Below are 18,017 nucleotides of genomic sequence, written 5' to 3'. Positions count from 1 at the left end.
GTACGGGTCTCCCCCGCGCCGTACTCGGCTTTACCTACTGTTGACCACGAAGTCTAGAGGGCCGCCCCTTCGGCTGACTCGGGCGGGCCCTAGGAAACATTGACTCCGAAGTCGAGCGCGATGCCGCGCAGACCGGACGCGTACCCCTGTCCGACCGCTCGGAACTTCCACTCCTGGTTGTAGCGGTAGACCTCGCCGAAGATCATCGCTGTTTCCGTCGAGGCGTCCTCGGAGAGGTCGTAGCGCGCGAGCTCCTGGCCGTCGGCTTGGTTGACCACGCGGATGAACGCGTTGCTGACCTGGCCGAAGGTCTGACCGCGGTTGTCGGCGTCGTGGATGGAGACCGGGAACACGATCTTGTCGACGTTGGCCGGCACCTTGGAGAGGTCGATCAGGATCGACTCGTCGTCGCCCTCGCCCTCACCCGTGAGGTTGTCACCGGTGTGCTCCACGGAGCCGTCCGGGCTCTTGAGCTGGTTGTAGAAGATGAACCACTCGTCGCCGAGCACCCGGCCGGAATTGCACAGCAGGGCGCTGGCGTCGAGGTCGAAATCGGCTCCGGTGGTGGAGCGCGCGTCCCAGCCGAGCCCGATCATCACGTGCGTGAGGTTGGGTGCGGCCTTGGAGAGGGAGACATTGCCTCCCTTGGCGAGCGTGACGCCCATGATGCTGGTCCTCCCCGAGGTCAAACTTTCAGTTGTTCCGCGCGGCCTGCGCGCGGTGGTCCAGCGGGTCCGGCGCCGCACATGAAGCGTGCGGCGCCGGGCCTGGAGCCGAAGGCCGTACGGCTCAGACGTTCACGTCGGACGGTCGCGTCAAGCGTTCAGATCAAACGTTCGCGTCCGACGCGGGCCCGTCCGACGGTCGTGTCAGACGTTGACGCCGAAGTCCTGCGCGATGCCGCGCAGGCCCGAGGCGTAGCCCTGGCCGATGGCGCGGAACTTCCACTCCGGGCCGTTGCGGTACAGCTCGCCGAAGACCATGGCGGTCTCCGTCGAGGCGTCCTCGGAGAGGTCGTAGCGCGCGATCTCCGCCTCGCCGGCCTGGTTCACCACGCGGATGAACGCGTTGCGGACCTGGCCGAAGGACTGCTGGCGGTTCTCGGCGTCGTAGATGGAGACCGGGAACACGATCTTCTGGACGTCGGCGGGCACGGCGGCGAGGTTGACCTTGATCTGCTCGTCGTCGCCCTCGCCCTCACCGGTGATGTTGTCCCCGGTGTGTTCGACCGAACCGTCCGGGCTCTTCAGGTTGTTGAAGAACACGAAGTTCTGGTCGGTGCTCACCTTGCCGTCCGCATTCGTGAGGATGGCGCTGGCGTCGAGGTCGAAGTCGACGCCGGTGGTGGTTCGGGCGTCCCATCCCAGACCGACGATGACCGCGGTCAGTCCCGGGGCCTCCTTGGTCAGCGATACGTTGCCGCCCTTGCTGAGGCTGACTCCCACGAGTCCTCCCAATGGTGTCCAGGGGCGGGGAGCCCCGTCGTGCGTTGGTATCGGATCAACGTGTCGATCCTAGTGACGGGTTCCCGCACCCTGCAGGCCCTGCGACCGAACAATCACAGGGTGTCGGGCTCACAGAGTGTCGAGCGCCTTCACGTACTCGTTCAGGTCACGCGCGTCCGGCAGACCGTTGACGACGGTCCAGCGGACGACGCCCGCCTTGTCGATGATGAAGGTGCCGCGAACGGCACAACCCTTGTCCTCGTCGAAGACGCCGTACGCGCGCGAAGTGTTGCCGTGCGGCCAGAAATCGGAGAGCAGCGGGTACTCCAGGCTCTCCTGCTCGCCGAAGACGCGCAGGGTGTGGATGGAGTCGTTGGAGACGGCCAGCAGCTGGACGTCGTCGTTGACGAACTTCGGCAGTTCGTCGCGCAGGGCACACAGCTCGCCGGTGCACACGCCGGTGAAGGCGAACGGGTAGAAGAGCAGCACCACGTTCTTCTCACCGCGGAAGTCGGACAGCTTCACGGTGGCGCCGTGGTTGTCCTTGAGCTCGAAGTCCGGTGCCTCGGTGCCGACCTCGATCGCCATAGTCACACGCTCCCCTTCCAAGGGTCTGTTCGGGTGAACCCCACCCTACGCAGCACCCCCACCCCACCGGCCGCACCCCGACCACGCGTCCCACGCGCCCCCCATCCCGACGCGGCGCACGCCCGGGGTGCAACGTCTCGTGGGGGGCTGCCGCCATCCGGGTGGGTGCCGGCCCGCCTCGGGGTCCGGGCCCGGGTGGGGTGTGGCGGTGCGGTGGTGCGGCGTGGGTGGTGCTCGCGCGCCGCCACAGGCCCGGTCGCGGAGCCCCCGGCGGCCGCCTGGGACGGCCGGGGCATGGGGGAGGCCCCCGACGGCGGGACGCCGAAGGGGGCCTCTTGGGTGGTTTGGTGCGGCAGACGGAGCGAGAGCTCAGCGCTTCGACTTGGGCGTGGCCAGACGCGTGCCCGACCACTCCTTCCCGACCGAGATGCTCTTCGTCTGGGAGAGGCCGGCAGTCTGGGCGGCGTCACTGATGTCGCTGGGCTCGACGTAGCCGTCCCGGCCGGTCTTCGGGGTCAGCAGCCAGATCATGCCGCCGTCCTCAAGGAGACCGATGGCGTCCACCAGAGCGTCCGTAAGGTCGCCGTCCTCGTCGCGGAACCACAGCAACACGACGTCAGCGACGTCGTCGTAGTCCTCATCGACCAGGTCCTGGCCGATCAACGATTCGATACCTTCACGGAGCTCGTGGTCAACGTCGTCGTCGAAGCCGATCTCCTGGACCACCTGTCCGGGCTCGAACCCCAGCCTGCCGGCCGGGTTGGTCCGCTCCTCCGCGTGGTCCGCGGTCGCGCTCACGGCTTGCCTCCTGATCATGTTTCGGTAGATGTCTCAGCCACGCGCGTACGCGAAGCATTGGCCGTAGTCCACACGGGCGGGGCGGATCGCGCAAGTACCCGGCCGTCGAGACCGCCGAAACGGTGACGATCCCGGCGGTGTCGGCGCAACCCCAGGCGTGGATTCAAGGCCACAAGTGACGCACACCACACCCTTCTGCCCCATTTATGAATTTCGGAACCCTTGGAGCGTACGAGACCCGAACGACTTTGCGGAACGCGTCACGGAGTGAGCGTATCGTTGCGTTTTGGTCGGGCACGTCCCAACGAACTGCAGGAATGTGTTGGTTACCTCTCGGTAGAGATGACGATTCCGTTCCCGAGGTACACGATGGGGAACGGTGCAGACAGACCGAAAAACCGCCTCAGACAGCCTCCCAGACAACCCCTCGGGCAGCCCTCACACGCCCCTCTGACAGTGAAGGAACAGCGTGGTTTCCGGATCCGATCGCAATCCGATCATCATTGGCGGCCTTCCCAGTCAGGTCCCGGACTTCGACCCCGAAGAGACCCAGGAGTGGCTCGACTCCCTCGACGCCGCCGTCGACGAGCGCGGCCGTGAGCGCGCCCGCTATCTGATGCTGCGGCTGATCGAAAGGGCCCGCGAGAAGCGCGTGGCCGTGCCCGAGATGCGCAGCACGGACTACGTCAACACGATCGCCACCAAGGACGAGCCCTTCTTCCCCGGCAACGAGGAGATCGAGCGCAAGATCCTCAACGCCACCCGTTGGAACGCCGCCGTGATGGTCTCGCGCGCCCAGCGTCCCGGCATCGGCGTCGGCGGTCACATCGCCACCTTCGCCTCCTCCGCCTCGCTCTACGACGTCGGCTTCAACCACTTCTTCCGTGGCAAGGACGAGGGCGACGGCGGCGACCAGATCTTCTTCCAGGGGCACGCCTCCCCCGGTATCTACGCCCGCGCCTTCCTCCTCGACCGGCTCTCCGAGCAGCAGCTCGACGCGTTCCGGCAGGAGAAGTCGAAGGCTCCGTACGGTCTGTCCTCGTACCCGCACCCCCGCCTGATGCCGGGATTCTGGGAGTTCCCGACCGTCTCCATGGGCCTCGGTCCGCTCGGCGCGATCTTCCAGGCGCGGATGAACCGCTACATGGAGGCGCGCGGCATCGCGGACACCTCTAAGTCACACGTCTGGGCGTTCCTCGGGGACGGCGAGATGGACGAGCCGGAATCGCTCGGACAGCTGTCCATCGCCGCTCGAGAGGGCCTGGACAACCTGACCTTCGTCGTCAACTGCAACCTCCAGCGCCTCGACGGCCCGGTACGCGGCAACGGAAAGATCATCCAGGAGCTGGAGTCCCAGTTCCGGGGCGCCGGCTGGAACGTCATCAAGCTGGTCTGGGACCGCACCTGGGACCCGCTGCTCGCGCAGGACCGCGACGGCGTGCTGGTCAACAAGCTGAACACCACCCCGGACGGCCAGTTCCAGACGTACGCCACCGAGACGGGCGACTACATCCGCCGGCACTTCTTCGGTGACGACCACCGGCTGCGGGCGATGGTCGAGAACATGACCGACGACCAGATCCTGCACCTGGGGCGCGGCGGTCACGACCACAAGAAGATCTTCGCGGCGTTCTCGGCGGCCAAGGCGCACGCGGGCCAGCCGACGGTGATCCTGGCGCAGACGGTCAAGGGCTGGACGCTCGGCCCGAACTTCGAGGGCCGCAACGCCACGCACCAGATGAAGAAGCTGACGGTCGCCGACCTCAAGGGCTTCCGGGACCGTCTGCACCTGCCGATCTCCGACAAGGAGCTGGAGTCCGGCGCGCCGCCGTACTACCACCCGGGCCGGAACTCGGAAGAGATCCAGTACATGCACGACCGCCGCAAGGGACTCGGCGGATACGTCCCCACGCGCGTCGTACGGTCGCAGCCGCTGGCCCTGCCGGACGACAAGGCGTACGCGGGTGTGAAGAAGGGCTCCGGTCAGCAGTCGATCGCCACGACCATGGCGTTCGTACGACTGCTGAAGGACCTCATGCGGGACAAGGAGATCGGCAAGCGGTTCGTGCTGATCGCGCCCGACGAGTACCGCACGTTCGGCATGGACTCGTTCTTCCCGAGCGCGAAGATCTACAACCCGCTCGGTCAGCAGTACGAGTCCGTGGACCGGGATCTGCTCCTGGCCTACAAGGAGTCGCCGACCGGTCAGATGCTGCACGACGGCATCTCCGAGGCGGGCTGCACGGCCTCGCTGATCGCCGCGGGTTCGGCGTACGCCACGCACGGCGAGCCGCTGATCCCGGTCTACGTCTTCTACTCGATGTTCGGTTTCCAGCGCACCGGTGACCAGTTCTGGCAGATGGCCGACCAGTTGGCGCGCGGTTTCGTCCTCGGTGCGACCGCCGGGCGTACGACTCTGACCGGTGAGGGCCTTCAGCACGCGGACGGCCACTCGCAGCTGCTCGCCTCGACCAACCCGGGCTGTGTCGCGTACGACCCGGCGTTCGGGTTCGAGATCGCGCACATCGTCAAGGACGGTCTGCGCCGGATGTACGGCTCGTCCGACGAACACCCCCACGGCGAGGACGTCTTCTACTACCTCACCGTCTACAACGAGCCGATCCAGCACCCGGCCGAGCCCGCGGACGTCGACGTGGACGGCATCCTCAAGGGCATCCACCGCTACGCGGAAGGAACTTCGGGTTCCGTCCCGGCGCAGATCCTGGCGTCCGGCGTCGCCGTGCCGTGGGCGGTCGAGGCGCAGCGGATCCTCGCCGAGGAGTGGAACGTGCGCGCCGACGTCTGGTCGGCGACCTCCTGGAACGAGCTGCGGCGCGAGGCCGTCGACGTGGAGCGGCACAATCTGCTGCACCCCGAGGAGGAGCAGCGCGTCCCGTACGTGACGCAGAAACTGAGCGGCGCCGAGGGTCCGTTCGTGGCGGTCTCCGACTGGATGCGATCGGTTCCGGACCAGATCTCGCGGTGGGTGCCGGGCACGTACCAGTCGCTGGGCGCGGACGGCTTCGGCTTCGCGGACACGCGCGGCGCGGCCCGGCGCTTCTTCCACATCGACGCGCAGTCGATCGTGGTCGCGGTGCTGACCGAACTGGCCCGTGAGGGCAAGGTCGACCGGTCCGTGCTGAAGCAGGCGATCGACCGCTATCAGCTGCTCGACGTGTCATCGGCCGACCCGGGAGCCGCGGGCGGCGACGCGTAGGCGCTCGGCGCGAGCGCCGGTGGCCCTAGGGGCGCGGGGAGCTGGGACACCCAGATTTCCGCGCCCCTTGCGTGTGCTGTGTGCACCTACGATGCGGACATGAACGAGCAATCGGTGCAGGTCCGTTGGGAGCAGCGCACGCAGCGGCCCCTGCTGGGACTCGCGGTGGCCTTCGCCGTCGCCTACGCCGTGCCGATCGTGGACAGCGACGCGAGCCGTGGCCTGACCGGCGCGTGCACGGCCGTGGAGTGGACGGTCTGGGGCGCGTTCGCCGCCGACTATCTGGTGCGCCTCATACTCGTCCGGGACCGCAAGGACTTCGTCCGTACGCACTGGATGGACCTGTGCGCGGTGATCCTGCCGATCCTCCAGCCGCTGCGACTGCTGCGGCTCGTCGCGACGCTCACGCTGGTCGGGCGGCGGGCCCGGATGGATCAGCAGATCCGGCTGACGACCTACGTCGGGGGCGCGGTCGTCGGACTGCTGATGTTCGGCTCGCTCGCGGTGCTGTCGGTGGAGCGGGAGTCGCCGAACGGGAACATCAAGACGCTGGGTGACGCCGTGTGGTGGTCGTTCACCACGATGACGACGGTGGGGTACGGGGATCACGCGCCGACCACCGGTCTCGGGCGGATGATCGCGGTCGGGCTGATGCTCTCCGGGATCGCGCTGCTCGGTGTCGTGACCGCGAACATCGCCGCGTGGTTCATCTCGCGGTTCGAGAAGGACGACGTGGAGGAGCGGCGGCAGACGGCGGCGATCGAGTCGCTCACGGAGGAGGTGCGGGCGCTCCGGGCGGAGGTGGCTGCGCTGGCTGGTGGGGTTCGGCACCCGGTGCCAGGGGGTGCGGAGGAGCGTTCGCGCTAACGGGGGTGTTCTTCGGGTGCGGGAGTGTGGGGGCTGGGCGCGCAGTTCCCCGCGCCCCTGAAGGGGCGCCCTGGCGGGGCGCCCCACCCGCCCCTTCGGGCTGCGGGCGCGCTGCCCCCCTCCGGCAGCGCGCCGCAGCTCCGGTCGTCCTCCCATGTCGTGCGGAGGACTTGACCCACTGTGAGGTGCGACGGCTGCCGGGTGGGAGGGATCTTCAGCGGTGTCACCCGGATAGGTGAAACCTGCGCAAAACAGGGCTGGTCAGACGCGCAGACTCAGATATGGCCCGCGCCCGCCCCCGCCGCCTCGGCGTTGTCGCCCCGCTTGGTGAGAAGCGCGACGAAGACCGCCACGACGGCGACCCCGGCGGCGACCAGGCAGGCCAGGCTCATGCCGGAGATGAACGTGTCGTGGGCGACGGTCGTGATCTTCTCGACGAGTGCGGCCGAGGTGCCCGGGGCGACCGGCGCGGCGCCGACCTGGACGGCTTCGGAGGCCTGGTCGAGCTGGGCCGGGGTGAGCGGCGGCAGCTTGGCGTCGGCCCAGTTGCCCGCGAGGTCGCCGTCGACCTTGGAGGCCATCACGGCGCCCAGCACGGCCGTACCGAGGCTGCCGCCGATCTGCATCGCGGCCTGCTGGAGGCCGCCGGCCACACCGGAGAGCTCCATCGGCGCGTTGCCCACGATGACCTCGGTGGCGCCGACCATGACCGGCGCGAGGCCGAGACCGAGACCGGCGAACCAGAGCGACATGACGGCGCCGCTGGTGCCCGTGTCCAGCGTGGACATGCCGTACATGGAGATCGCGGTGAGGGCCATGCCGCCCGCCAGCGGGATGCGCGGGCCCGTCTTGGTGATCAGGGCGCCGGCCAGCGGTGAGCCCACGATCATCATTCCGGTGAGCGGGAGAAGGTGCAGACCGGCGTCGACCGGGCTCATGCCGTGCACGTTCTGCAAGTAGAACGTGACGAAGAAGAGGCCGCCCAGGAAGGCGATGGCCATCAGCACCATGAGGACCACACCGGCCGACAGCGGCACGGAGCGGAACAGCCCCAGCGGGATCAGCGGCTCCTCGACCCGCTTCTCCCACAGGGCGAAGAGCACGAAGCCGAGCACCGAGGCAGCCAGGAACGTCCAGGTCAGGCCGTCGCCCCAGCCCCAGGTCGGGGCCTTGATGAGCGCCCAGACCAGGCAGAACATGGCGCCGGAGAGCAGCGCGATGCCCAGGACGTCGAAGGAGCGGGGGGCGTTCTCGGCGCGGTGGTCGAGGAGGATCATCAGGCCGAGGACCAGCGCGATGATGCCCACCGGCACGTTGATGAAGAACACCGACTGCCAGCTGACGTGCTGGACCAGCAGACCGCCGAGGATCGGACCGCCCGCGGTGGAGGCGCCGATGACCATGCCCCAGATGCCGATCGCCATGTTCAGCTTCTCGGCCGGGAAGGTGGCCCGCAGCAGGCCGAGCGCGGCCGGCATCAGCAGCGCGCCGAACAGGCCCTGGAAGACGCGGAAGGTGACGACCAGGGCGATGCTGCTGGAGAAGCCGATCGCGCCGGAGGCCGCGGCGAAACCGACCACGCCTATGAGGAAGGTCTGGCGGTGGCCGAAGCGGTCACCGAGCTTGCCCGCGGTGATCAGGGTGACCGCGAGCGCGAGGAAGTAGCCGTTGGTGATCCACTGGACGTCGGCGAAGCTCGCGTCCAGGTCCTTCTGGATGGCCGGGTTGGCGATGGCCACGATGGTGCCGTCCAGGGCGACCATCATGACGCCGACGGCAACGGTGAACAGGGTGAACCACGGATGGCCGCGCAGTCCGTCGGACGGCGCCTTGTCCGACGGAGTGACCGGAGCCTTGTCCCCCGAACCCGTCGTGTCGATGGTGGTCTGACTAGTCATACCTTCGAGGCTAGTGACAGCCACTGACAGTTGACAAACCAATTCACAAGTCGGTAACTGTCACGTCACCCACCAGTACGCTGAGCTGGGCTGAAAGAACAGAAGAGGACCTCATGGAGACGACAGCCGCCCAGACGTCGCCCCCGGCGAGCCTGCGCGAGCGCAAGAAGCAGCGCACCCGGGAGGCGCTGCTGCGGGCCGCCCTCGAACTGTTCACCACCCAGGGTTACGAGTGGACGACCGTCGACGAGATCGCCGAGGCCGTCGACGTCTCGCAGCGCACCTTCTTCCGGTACTTCGCGGGCAAGGAGGAGGTCGCCCTGTTCACCCAGGGGGTCGCGGAGGCGCGCTTCCTCGACGCCGTACGCGAACGCCCGCCCCAGGAAGCCCCGTTGGAGGCGCTGCGCCGCGCCGTCCTGGAGGGCTGGGACACCATCGGCGAGTCGATCGAGTCCGTCGTGCCGCTCGAACTGCACATGCGCGCCTACCAGTTGATCGAGTCGACACCCGCCCTCCTCGCCGCCTATCTGCGCCGCTCGGCGGAACTGGAGGAGGAGATCGCGCGGGTCATCGCCGAGCGCGAGGGACTCGACGTGGACGCGGACCCGAGACCGCGCGTCGCGGTGGCCGTGTTCGGCGGAGTGATGCGGATCACGGGCCGCCTGTGGAGCGAGGGGGCCGACCACAGCATCCCGGCGATCCGCGAGTTGACCACCGCTTACCTCGACCAGGTGGGGCCCGCGTTGGCGGAGAAATGGCGCACGGAATGACGTGTGGAGTGACGCACGCAACGGCGTGCGGAATGACGCCTGGAGCGACGCACGGAACGATCAACTCCGCGCACACAGCGTCACTATTTATCTGAAACTGAACCCGGTTTGCCCCAATTACCCTGCGAGAAACGTGATACCAGTCACTCGTTTAACGGGAGGCGCCAACCTTCTCCTAGGGTGTCTTCTCAGTGACTTCCTTCGACTCATCCCCCCAACTGAACGTCTGGCGCGCACTGCTCGCGCTGGCCGTGGTGTTCGTGATGCTGGCCACCAGTGGCTGGACCGCACTCCAGGGCCATCGAGGGGCAACCCCTCTCCAGGCGTCCCGCTCCGCGTGGGAGCACGGCAGCGTCGCCGGACAGCGACTGCCTGACCCGGACACCACGCCGAGCCGCCTCGCCCGCTTCTTCGCGTCCCTCGACGTCCACGAGCGCACCCGTCTCGCCCACCGCTATCCGCTCGCGGTCGGCAACATGAACGGCGCGCCCGTGACCCTGCGCTACGAGGCCAACCGCGTCGCCATCGACCAGCAGCGCAAGGTCGAGAAGAAGCGCATGCACGACAACCGGCTCTCGGCCCTGGGACAGCAGCAGGCCGGGCGCCGTATGCACCGCTACGAGGCGATGCTGCAGAAGGGGCGCGACTTCCTCGCCTTCGACCCCATGGGTTCGGGCCGGGTCGCCGAGGTCTTCGGAAGCCTCGACCGGGCCGAGCGGATCTCCATCGTGGTGCCGGGCGTCGACACCGATCTGCTCACGTTCCAGCGCACCAACAAGAAGTACTCGGCGCCGGTCGGCATGGCACAGGCCCTGTACGGGGCCGAGCACGCCGCCGCCCCCCAGGCCCGTACGGCCGTGATCGCCTGGGCCGACTACACCACGCCCAGCGGACTCGGCATGGACGCCGCCACCGGCAGCCGCGCCGAGGAGGGCGCGATCCGGTTGAACGCGCTGCTGCGCGCCCTGCCCGGCCGTGCGCCCGTCGCGCTCTACTGCCACAGCTACGGCTCCGTGCTGTGCGGCCTCGCCGCCCGCACCATGCCCTCCCGGGTCTCCGACATAGCGGTCGCCGGCAGCCCCGGCATGCGGGCCCAGAAGGCGTCCTCGCTGCACACCACCGCCCGGGTCTGGGCGATGCGGGACTCCGGCGACTGGATCCAGGACGTGCCCTACCTCGAATTCGGCGGGCTCGGACACGGCGCCGACCCGGTGTCGAAGGCGTTCGGGGCCCGGGTGCTGTCCGCGCGGGGCGCGAACGGCCACGGAGGCTATTTCGAGCCGGGCACCGAGAGCCTGCGCAACTTCGCCGAGATCGGCATTGGCGCGTACCAGGCGGTGCAGTGCGCACACGAGGATGACGCGTGCCGACAAGGTTTGTCCGACGCCCCGGCGGCGGGACGCGCGTAGAGGACGAAGAACTGCGGTTCGCCCAGGGAGGCGACGCAGACGTGCGAGCCGCTTACGATGGCCCGCATGGGTGACGTACTGGCCGGATTTCATGCCGCCTGGGAGTTCGAGTCCGACTCCGTGCTCATCCGCTTCGAACGGGGGATCCGTACGCCGAAGCTGTTCCAGGCGCTCGGCGAACGGCGTATCCCCCTGGAGGCGATAGCGGGGGTCACACTGACGCCGGGCAAGCGCGGAACGGTCGTCCTGCACGCCGTGCCGCGAGCGGGCGCGGATCCGCTGATGGAGGCCGCCGCGGGACAGCTGAAGGAAGGGGGCGACCCCTATCGGCTGGTGATGCCGGCCGACCGGGAGACCCTCGCCGAGTACTACGCGGACGAACTGCGCGCCGCGCTCACCGAGGACGCCGAACCGCCCGAGCGCTACCTCGTCGCGCCGCCCGAGGCGCCGCTCCACTTCAAGGCGTACGACGGGAAGGCCTCCTTCGACGGCAAGGCGGTGTCCTTCCGCTGGTTCTGGACGGGCGCGTCCTCCGCCAAGTGGAAGGCCGGCGACCAGAGCTTCCCCGTCACCGGCCTCAGCGGGGTCGAGTGGCGCTCCCCCGAGGCCTTCGAGGGCCATCTGCGGCTCCTGCGGCGCGAGCCCGCCACCGCACAGCCCGCCCAGGCGGACCAGGACCCGGCGGCGGTCGTCTTCGGTCTCGGTTACGGCCCCGTCCACGAGTCCCTCCCGTTCGCCGCCTCGGTCCTCGCGGCCGTACGAGCCTCGAGTCCCACCCCGGTGACCGCGGCTCCCCGCCGCGACCCGGCCGACATCGCCGACCGCATCCGCCACCTCGGCGAACTCCACCAGGCGGGCCTGGTCACGGACGAGGAGTTCACGACGAAGAAGGCGGAACTGCTGGCCGAGCTCTGATGTCGTCTGCGGGCGCGGCTCTGCTCCCGCCCCGCAGAGCTCTACTCCCGCCCCGCCGACGAGAACGACATGTCCGCGTACCGCTCCCCGGCCACCTTCGAGGCGATCGGCTCCAGCACCGCCAACTCGTCCTCCGTCAGGACGATCCGCGTGGCCGCGGTGTTCTCCTCGACCCGGCTACGCCTCTGCGTGCCCGGAATCGGCACCACCGGCAACCCGAGCAACGACGCCTGCTGCTGCACCCAGGCCAGCGCGATCTGCCCCGGCGACGCCCCGTGCGCCTCGGCGACCGCACGCACCGGCTCCAGCAGCGCGGCGTTGGCGGCCGCGTTGTCGCCGGTGAAACGCGGCATCGTACGGCGGAAGTCGTCCGAGGTCAGATCCTCGGCGTGGACGAACGAACCGGTGAGGAATCCGCGCCCGAGCGGCGAGTACGGCACCAGAGCGACGCCCAGCTCACGGACCGCCGGCACCACGCCCGCCTCGATGTCCCGGCTGAACAGCGACCACTCCGACTGCACGGCCGCGATCGGGTGCACGGCGTGCGCGGCGCGCAGCTCCCCGCCGGTGACCTCGCTCAGCCCGAGGTGCTTGACCTTGCCCTCGCGCACCAGCTCGGCCATCGCGGCGACGGTCTCCTCGATGGGGATGTTCACGTCACGGCGGTGCATGTAGTAGAGGTCGATGACCTCGACGTCCAGCCGCCGCAGGCTCCCCTCGACGGCCTGGCGGATGTACGGCGTGCCGTTGCGGATGGTCCGCTTCGTCGGCTCGGCGGGATCACGGAAGATGCCGAACTTCGTGGCGAGGACGACTTCGTCGCGGTGCGCCTTGACGAAGGGCGAGATGAACTTCTCGTTCTCCCCCAGGCCGTACACGTCGGCCGTGTCGAAGAGCGTGACGCCGAGTTCCAGCGCCCGTTCCAGGGTGGCCCGGGCCTCGTCGGCGTCCGTGGGCCCGTACGCGGCGCTCATGCCCATGCAGCCGAGGCCCTGTACGCCGACCTCGGGGCCGCCGGTGCCCAGCTCCACGTTCGCGATCCTGCTGTCCGTCATCGGGACCTCTCCGACGCCAGGGCACGCCCGGCGTCCGCGTAGAAACTGATCTTGTGGTCGAGAACCGCCAGGGTGTCCTGGAGCTCGGCGATCCGCGCCTTGACGTCGCGGCGGGTCGCCTCCAGGAGCTCGAAGCGCGCGATGTAGGTGTCGTCCCCCTCGCGCACCAGCTCCGCGTACCGGACCATGTCGGCGACCGGCATACCGGTCAGTCGGAGCTTGCCGACGAGGTCGAGCCAGTCCAGGTCGCGGTTGCTGTAGCGGCGCTGGCCGGTGTGCGAGCGGTCGATGTGCGGCATCAGCCCGATCCGCTCGTACCAGCGCAAGGTGTGCGCGGTGAGGCCGGTGAAGGCGACGACCTCGCTGATCGTGTAGTTGTCCTGGCCGTCCGGGCGCCGGTGCCGATGGGGCGGGGCGGCGCAGTCCCCGGTGCGCGTACTGGTGCCGGTCTCGGCGGCCTCGGCCGTGGTCTCCATCACCGTCATGACCTCCACGCTAAAACCTTCGAGTGCACTCGAAGCAAGCAAATTCGGGTGAGAACCCGCCCGGCGACGTCTGACGGGCGCCCGCCGAAAATAGGGAGACGTGCGCGGGGCACCCTGACTACCGTGCGGATCATGAGTCTCGTACGCCGTGCCGTGCCCGAGGACGCCGAGGAAGTACTGCGACTGCGCCAGGTGATGATCGACTCGGTCTTCGCCTCCGCCGGCCCCTCGTCCACCGAGTGGCACGTCCAATCCCTCCCGACCGTACGCGGCAGGCTCGCCGACCCCGACGGGGACTTCGTGGCCTTCGTCGTGGACCACCCGGACCACCCCGACCGGCCCGGCGCTCTCGCGGCGCTCGTCGCGGGGACCATCGAGTACCGGATCGGGCGCGCGGGCAATCCGCACGGCGCGGTCGGGCACGTCTTCAGCGTCGCGACCGATCCGGACGCACGGCGGCGGGGGTACGCGCGGGCGTGCATGGAGACGCTCCTCGACTGGTTCCGCGAACGGAACGTCCTCCAGGTCGACCTCAACGCGTCCGCCGCGGCCGAGCCGCTGTACGCCTCGCTCGGATTCGTCCGCAAGGCCGACCCGTCGATGCGGCTGGAGCTGTGAGCCGCTTAGGCTCGTAGGCATGTCTTTGCAGAGCGTCCTGGCGTCGATCGAGAACTGGCCCGTTCCCACGGCGGCCGCGGCCGTCGTCCGCGCGGACGGGGCGGTGCTCGGGTCCCACGGCCTTGTCGATCAGAGTTTCGCCCTCGCGTCGGTCACCAAGCCGCTGGCCGCGTACGCCGCGCTCGTCGCGTACGAGGAGGGGGCGATCGAGCTCGACGAGCCTGCCGGGCCGGCCGGGTCGACGGTTCGTCATCTCCTCGCGCACACCTCCGGGCTCGCGTTCGACGAGCACCGGGTGACGGCCGCGCCCGGGGAGCGGCGGTTGTACTCCAACGCCGGGTTCGAGGTGCTCGGGGACCATGTCGCCAAGGCGACCGACATCCCCTTCGGGGAGTATCTGCGGCAGGCGGTGCTGGAGCCGCTGGGGATGACGAGGACGTCGCTGGACGGCTCGCCCGCGAGGGACGGGGTGTCGACGGTGGCGGACCTGGTGCGTTTCGCGGCCGAGGTGCAGGCGCCGCGGCTGCTCGATCCGCGTACGGTCCTGGAGGCCATGACCGTCCAGTACCCCGGTACGAAGGGGGTGCTGCCGGGGTACGGCCACCAGAACCCCAACGACTGGGGGCTCGGCTTCGAGATCCGCGACTCCAAGTCCCCCCACTGGACGGGGGTTTCCTCCTCCCCGCGGACCTTCGGTCACTTCGGGCAGTCCGGTACGTTCCTGTGGATCGACCCGGTGGCGGGCGCGGCGTGCGTCGCCCTCACGGACCGCGCGTTCGGCCCCTGGGCGGTCGAGTCCTGGCCCCCGTTCACGGATGCCGTACTGACAGCCCTACGAGCCTGATCCCACCGGTTCTTCGGCTGTGGGTGGGTGGGGGCTGGTCGCGCAGTTCGCCGCGCCCCTGAAAGCCTCGGGCCGGCCGGAGTTTCAGGTCGAGGGGGTCATCTCCCACAGCAATAGCTCCGCGGGGGCTCCCGCCACCGCTTCCAGGTCCTTGGCCTCGGTGATGCGGGCCGCGTCGCCGGGGCCCAACTCCTCGCCGTCCAGGAGTACTTCGCCGCGGACGACATGGACGTACACGAACCCGGCGTCCGGCACCGCCGTCCGCTCCCCCGCCGCCAGCCTCCGCACATGAAGCATCGCCCCGGCCTCGGGGACGGCGTACGGCGTGGAGTCGGCGATGCCGTGGACGACTTCGTAGGACGGTTCGCCGCCGGGTGACAGCGGGGCCAGCCACATCTGGACGAAGGCGAGGGGGACCGAGCCGTCGTTGCGTTCCACGTGGCGGACGCCGCCCGCGGAGCTGAGGCGCTGGACGTCTCCGGGGCGGACCACCGACTCGTGGCCCGCCGAGTCGCGATGGGTCAGCTCCCCCTCCACCACCCACGTGACGATCTCGGTGTGACTGTGCGGGTGCTCGTCGAAGCCTGCGCCGGGCGCGAGCCACTCCTCGTTGCAGGCGATCACCGCACCGAAGCGAAGGTTGTCGGGGTCGTAGTGCGGTCCGAAGGAGAAGGCGTGGAAGGAGGTGATCCCGGCGTCCGGGTCACCTCCGTGGTAGCGCTCGTCCGCGCGCCGTACGTCCATCAGATCCGCTCGTTCCGCCGTCGTCGCCGTACGTCCGTCACAACGGACACCGTAGCCCCGCCCCAGGCCCTCCCCCCGCCTACTTGCGACCCGCCGCCGCACGCCTCCGTCCTGATAAGGCAGTCTTGTCCCGTGCCCGAACCCGAATCCAGCAACACCGAGCGCCCAGCGCACGACATCCACGCGCACTCCGCGACCCTGAAGCGGCTGGAGAAGTCCTCCGGCAGTCTCGCCGCCCAGGCCATCGCGCGGATGGACGAGACGCTGCCGTGGTACCGGGCCATGCCACCGGAAAACCGTTCCTGGATCGGGCTCGTCGCTCAGGCCGGTATCGCGGCCTTCACCGAGTGGTTCCGGCACCCGAACGCCCCGCAGGCCATCTCCACCGATGTGTTCGGGACCGCGCCACGCGAGCTGACCAGGGCGATCACCCTGCGGCAGACCGTGGAGATGGTGCGCACGACCATCGAGGTCATGGAGAGCGCGATCGACGAGGTCGCCGCCCCGGGCGACGAGTCCGTACTGCGCGAGGCGCTGCTCGTGTACGCCCGGGAGATCGCCTTCGCCACCGCCCAGGTGTACGCGCAGGCCGCCGAGGCCCGGGGCGCCTGGGACGCCCGCCTCGAATCGCTCGTCGTGAACGCCGTGCTCTCCGGCGAAGCCGACGAGGGTGCCGTCAGCCGGGCCGCCGCCCTCGGGTGGAACTCGCCCGAACATGTCTGCGTGGTGCTGGGTACGGCGCCCGACGGTGACAGCGAGCTGACGGTCGAGGCGATCCGGCGGGCGGCCCGGCACGCCAAGCTCCAGGTGCTCACCGGTGTGCTCGGGGACCGGCTCGTGGTCATCGCGGGGGGTAACAACAATCCGCTCGGGGTCGCGAAGTCGTTGATCGGGCCGTATGCCGCCGGGCCCGTCGTCGCGGGGCCGATCGTGCCCGATCTGCTCGCCGCGACCCGCTCCGCGCAGGCCGCCGCCGCCGGACTGAAGGCGTGTTTCGCCTGGCAGGACGCCCCGCGCCCGGTTCTGGCGGACGATCTGCTGCCGGAGCGCGCGATCGCCGGAGACCCCTCGGCCCGCGAGCAACTGGTGGAGGAGATCTACAGACCGCTTGAAGAAGCCGGCTCCGCGCTGCTGGAAACGCTCAGTGTCTATCTGGAACAGGCGAGCAGTCTCGAAGGCGCGGCCCGGATGCTCTTCGTTCACCCCAACACCGTGCGCTACCGGCTCCGACGTGTGACTGACGTCACCGGTTGGTCGCCTTCGGATGTACGATCCGCGTTCACACTACGGATCGCGCTGATCCTGGGGCGTCTGGCCGATGGGGATCCTCAAGCCTAGGCTTTTGTCGGGGCTCTACAATTCCCCTTCGTGTTCTTCGTCCCTGTCCCCACGGGCGGCCGTGGCCGTCCACAAGAGAGAGTGTGAGAGTGCTCGTACTCGTCGCTCCCGGCCAGGGCGCTCAGACGCCTGGCTTCCTGACCCCTTGGCTCGATCTCCCCGGTGCCGCCGACCGCCTCGCCGCGTGGTCGGACGCCATCGGGCTCGACCTTGCCCGCTACGGCACCCAGGCAGACGCGGACGAGATCCGGGACACGGCTGTCGCGCAGCCGCTCCTGGTCGCCGCCGGTCTCCTCTCCGCCGCCGCACTCGGTGACGTCGCCGAGCTCGGCCCCGGTGCCGTCGCCGGTCACAGCGTCGGTGAGATCACCGCCGCCGCGTTCGCGGGCGTGCTCGACGCCACGGCCGCGCTGAAGCTCGTGCGCACCCGGGGTCTGGCGATGGCCGAGGCCGCCGCGATCACCGAGACCGGTATGTCGGCGCTGCTCGGCGGGGACCCCGAGACCACGGTCCCGCACCTGGAGAAGCTCGGTCTGACCCCGGCGAACGTGAACGGCGGGGGCCAGATCGTGGCCGCCGGCACGCTGGAGCAGCTGGCCGCCCTGGAGGCGGACAAGCCCGAGGGCGTCCGCCGCGTGGTGGCCCTGAAGGTCGCCGGCGCGTTCCACACGCACCACATGGCGCCCGCGGTCGAGACGCTGGCACGAGCCGCCGAGGCCCTGAGCCCCGTGGACCCGAAGATCGCGTACGTCTCGAACAAGGACGGCAAGGCCGTCACGACCGGCGCCGAGGTCGTGCAGCGACTGGTCGGCCAGGTCGCGAACCCGGTCCGCTGGGACCTATGCATGGAGACCTTCCAGGAGCTCGGCGCGACCGCGCTGATCGAGGTCTGCCCGGGCGGCACCCTGACCGGGCTCGCCAAGCGTGCGCTGCCGGGTGTGAAGACCCTGGCGCTGAAGACCCCCGACGACCTCGACGCGGCTCGCGAGCTCATCGCCGAGCACGCCTCCGCCTAAAGGAGCCGAC

General features: G+C 69.4%; 17 protein-coding genes. 9 read left to right on the top strand and 8 right to left on the bottom strand.

Going from position 1 to position 18,017, the window contains the following annotated elements:
* Positions 1-89: 89 nt before the first annotated feature.
* The 4 genes from KVT44_RS01715 to KVT44_RS01700 form a co-directional block, all read right to left on the bottom strand.
* The gene (locus KVT44_RS01715; RefSeq protein WP_054230997.1) at positions 90-665 is read right to left on the bottom strand and encodes a TerD family protein; all 576 of its coding nucleotides are present in this window, start codon (positions 663-665) and stop codon (positions 90-92) included.
* A gap of 204 nt (positions 666-869) precedes the next feature.
* Positions 870-1,445: a TerD family protein gene (locus KVT44_RS01710; protein ID WP_054230998.1), complete on the bottom strand. Its 576-nt coding sequence runs from the start codon at positions 1,443-1,445 to the stop codon at positions 870-872.
* 129 nt (positions 1,446-1,574) lie between these two features.
* On the bottom strand, positions 1,575-2,033 hold the full coding sequence (locus KVT44_RS01705; RefSeq protein WP_060896037.1) for a peroxiredoxin: 459 nt from the start codon (positions 2,031-2,033) through the stop codon (positions 1,575-1,577).
* Between the two features lie 369 nt (positions 2,034-2,402).
* Positions 2,403-2,831: a DUF3052 domain-containing protein gene (locus KVT44_RS01700; RefSeq protein WP_054231000.1), complete on the bottom strand. Its 429-nt coding sequence runs from the start codon at positions 2,829-2,831 to the stop codon at positions 2,403-2,405.
* A gap of 469 nt (positions 2,832-3,300) precedes the next feature.
* On the opposite strand from KVT44_RS01700, the gene aceE reads away from it, so the two are divergent.
* Positions 3,301-6,048 carry a pyruvate dehydrogenase (acetyl-transferring), homodimeric type gene (gene aceE / locus KVT44_RS01695; protein ID WP_190168678.1) on the top strand — a complete coding sequence of 916 codons (2,748 nt, stop codon included), beginning with the start codon at positions 3,301-3,303 and terminating at the stop codon, positions 6,046-6,048.
* 99 nt (positions 6,049-6,147) lie between these two features.
* On the top strand, positions 6,148-6,915 hold the full coding sequence (locus KVT44_RS01690) for a potassium channel family protein (protein ID WP_099922874.1): 768 nt from the start codon (positions 6,148-6,150) through the stop codon (positions 6,913-6,915).
* 275 nt (positions 6,916-7,190) lie between these two features.
* Here KVT44_RS01690 and KVT44_RS01685 read toward each other — a convergent pair whose 3' ends face one another.
* Positions 7,191-8,813 carry an MFS transporter gene (locus KVT44_RS01685; protein WP_217565798.1) on the bottom strand — a complete coding sequence of 541 codons (1,623 nt, stop codon included), beginning with the start codon at positions 8,811-8,813 and terminating at the stop codon, positions 7,191-7,193.
* Positions 8,814-8,926: 113 nt separating this feature from the next.
* Here KVT44_RS01685 and KVT44_RS01680 point away from each other — a divergent pair, with 113 nt between their 5' ends.
* The 3 genes from KVT44_RS01680 (at position 8,927) to KVT44_RS01670 (ending at position 11,907) form a co-directional block, all read left to right on the top strand.
* On the top strand, positions 8,927-9,583 hold the full coding sequence (locus tag KVT44_RS01680) for a TetR family transcriptional regulator (RefSeq protein ID WP_217565797.1): 657 nt from the start codon (positions 8,927-8,929) through the stop codon (positions 9,581-9,583).
* Between the two features lie 191 nt (positions 9,584-9,774).
* Positions 9,775-10,992 carry an alpha/beta hydrolase gene (locus KVT44_RS01675; RefSeq protein WP_217565796.1) on the top strand — a complete coding sequence of 406 codons (1,218 nt, stop codon included), beginning with the start codon at positions 9,775-9,777 and terminating at the stop codon, positions 10,990-10,992.
* Positions 10,993-11,058: 66 nt separating this feature from the next.
* Complete coding sequence (locus tag KVT44_RS01670; RefSeq protein WP_217565795.1) at positions 11,059-11,907, top strand: DUF4429 domain-containing protein; 849 nt, start codon at positions 11,059-11,061, stop codon at positions 11,905-11,907.
* A 41-nt stretch (positions 11,908-11,948) separates the two neighbouring features.
* Here the strand turns inward: KVT44_RS01670 and KVT44_RS01665 are convergent, their stop codons facing one another.
* Both KVT44_RS01665 and KVT44_RS01660 read right to left on the bottom strand, forming a co-directional pair.
* Positions 11,949-12,962 carry an aldo/keto reductase gene (locus KVT44_RS01665; protein ID WP_217565794.1) on the bottom strand — a complete coding sequence of 338 codons (1,014 nt, stop codon included), beginning with the start codon at positions 12,960-12,962 and terminating at the stop codon, positions 11,949-11,951.
* Positions 12,959-13,447 (bottom strand): MerR family transcriptional regulator, encoded by a 489-nt coding sequence (locus tag KVT44_RS01660; protein WP_099922869.1) that lies wholly within the window; start codon positions 13,445-13,447, stop codon positions 12,959-12,961. Before KVT44_RS01660 ends, KVT44_RS01665 begins: the two co-directional genes overlap by 4 nt.
* A gap of 132 nt (positions 13,448-13,579) precedes the next feature.
* Here KVT44_RS01660 and KVT44_RS01655 point away from each other — a divergent pair, with 132 nt between their 5' ends.
* Positions 13,580-14,065 carry a GNAT family N-acetyltransferase gene (locus KVT44_RS01655; protein ID WP_217565793.1) on the top strand — a complete coding sequence of 162 codons (486 nt, stop codon included), beginning with the start codon at positions 13,580-13,582 and terminating at the stop codon, positions 14,063-14,065.
* Between the two features lie 19 nt (positions 14,066-14,084).
* Entirely contained in the window at positions 14,085-14,909 is an 825-nt protein-coding gene (locus tag KVT44_RS01650) for a serine hydrolase (RefSeq protein WP_217565792.1), read from the top strand.
* A gap of 84 nt (positions 14,910-14,993) precedes the next feature.
* On the opposite strand, the gene KVT44_RS01645 is transcribed toward KVT44_RS01650, so the two are convergent.
* A complete protein-coding gene (locus tag KVT44_RS01645; RefSeq protein ID WP_099922868.1) occupies positions 14,994-15,653 on the bottom strand; it encodes a pirin family protein in 660 nt (219 codons plus the stop codon).
* Positions 15,654-15,785: 132 nt separating this feature from the next.
* Between KVT44_RS01645 and fasR the strand changes: the two genes are divergently transcribed.
* A complete protein-coding gene (gene fasR, locus KVT44_RS01640) occupies positions 15,786-16,991 on the top strand; it encodes a fatty acid biosynthesis transcriptional regulator FasR (RefSeq protein WP_054231008.1) in 1,206 nt (401 codons plus the stop codon).
* A gap of 89 nt (positions 16,992-17,080) precedes the next feature.
* Positions 17,081-18,007 (top strand): ACP S-malonyltransferase, encoded by a 927-nt coding sequence (locus KVT44_RS01635; protein WP_075026664.1) that lies wholly within the window; start codon positions 17,081-17,083, stop codon positions 18,005-18,007.
* Positions 18,008-18,017: the final 10 nt, after the last annotated feature.

Source organism: Streptomyces sp. GbtcB7, assembly GCF_019091445.1.
Taxonomy (GTDB): domain Bacteria; phylum Actinomycetota; class Actinomycetes; order Streptomycetales; family Streptomycetaceae; genus Streptomyces; species Streptomyces mirabilis.
Note: the sequence above shows the minus strand (reverse complement) of the source record. Positions and strands in the feature narration are given on the sequence as shown.

Excerpts from the sequence above, each read along its gene's own strand:
- KVT44_RS01645 (WP_099922868.1), bottom strand. The coding sequence starts at position 15,653 with ATGGACGTACGGCGCGCGGACGAGCGCTACCACGGAGGTGACCCGGAC.
- KVT44_RS01685 (WP_217565798.1), bottom strand. The coding sequence starts at position 8,813 with ATGACTAGTCAGACCACCATCGACACGACGGGTTCGGGGGACAAGGCT.
- KVT44_RS01690 (WP_099922874.1), top strand. The coding sequence starts at position 6,148 with ATGAACGAGCAATCGGTGCAGGTCCGTTGGGAGCAGCGCACGCAGCGG.
- KVT44_RS01680 (WP_217565797.1), top strand. The coding sequence starts at position 8,927 with ATGGAGACGACAGCCGCCCAGACGTCGCCCCCGGCGAGCCTGCGCGAG.
- KVT44_RS01650 (WP_217565792.1), top strand. The coding sequence starts at position 14,085 with ATGTCTTTGCAGAGCGTCCTGGCGTCGATCGAGAACTGGCCCGTTCCC.
- KVT44_RS01705 (WP_060896037.1), bottom strand. The coding sequence starts at position 2,033 with ATGGCGATCGAGGTCGGCACCGAGGCACCGGACTTCGAGCTCAAGGAC.
- KVT44_RS01670 (WP_217565795.1), top strand. The coding sequence starts at position 11,059 with ATGGGTGACGTACTGGCCGGATTTCATGCCGCCTGGGAGTTCGAGTCC.
- KVT44_RS01715 (WP_054230997.1), bottom strand. The coding sequence starts at position 665 with ATGGGCGTCACGCTCGCCAAGGGAGGCAATGTCTCCCTCTCCAAGGCC.
- KVT44_RS01660 (WP_099922869.1), bottom strand. The coding sequence starts at position 13,447 with ATGACGGTGATGGAGACCACGGCCGAGGCCGCCGAGACCGGCACCAGT.
- KVT44_RS01655 (WP_217565793.1), top strand. The coding sequence starts at position 13,580 with ATGAGTCTCGTACGCCGTGCCGTGCCCGAGGACGCCGAGGAAGTACTG.
- KVT44_RS01665 (WP_217565794.1), bottom strand. The coding sequence starts at position 12,962 with ATGACGGACAGCAGGATCGCGAACGTGGAGCTGGGCACCGGCGGCCCC.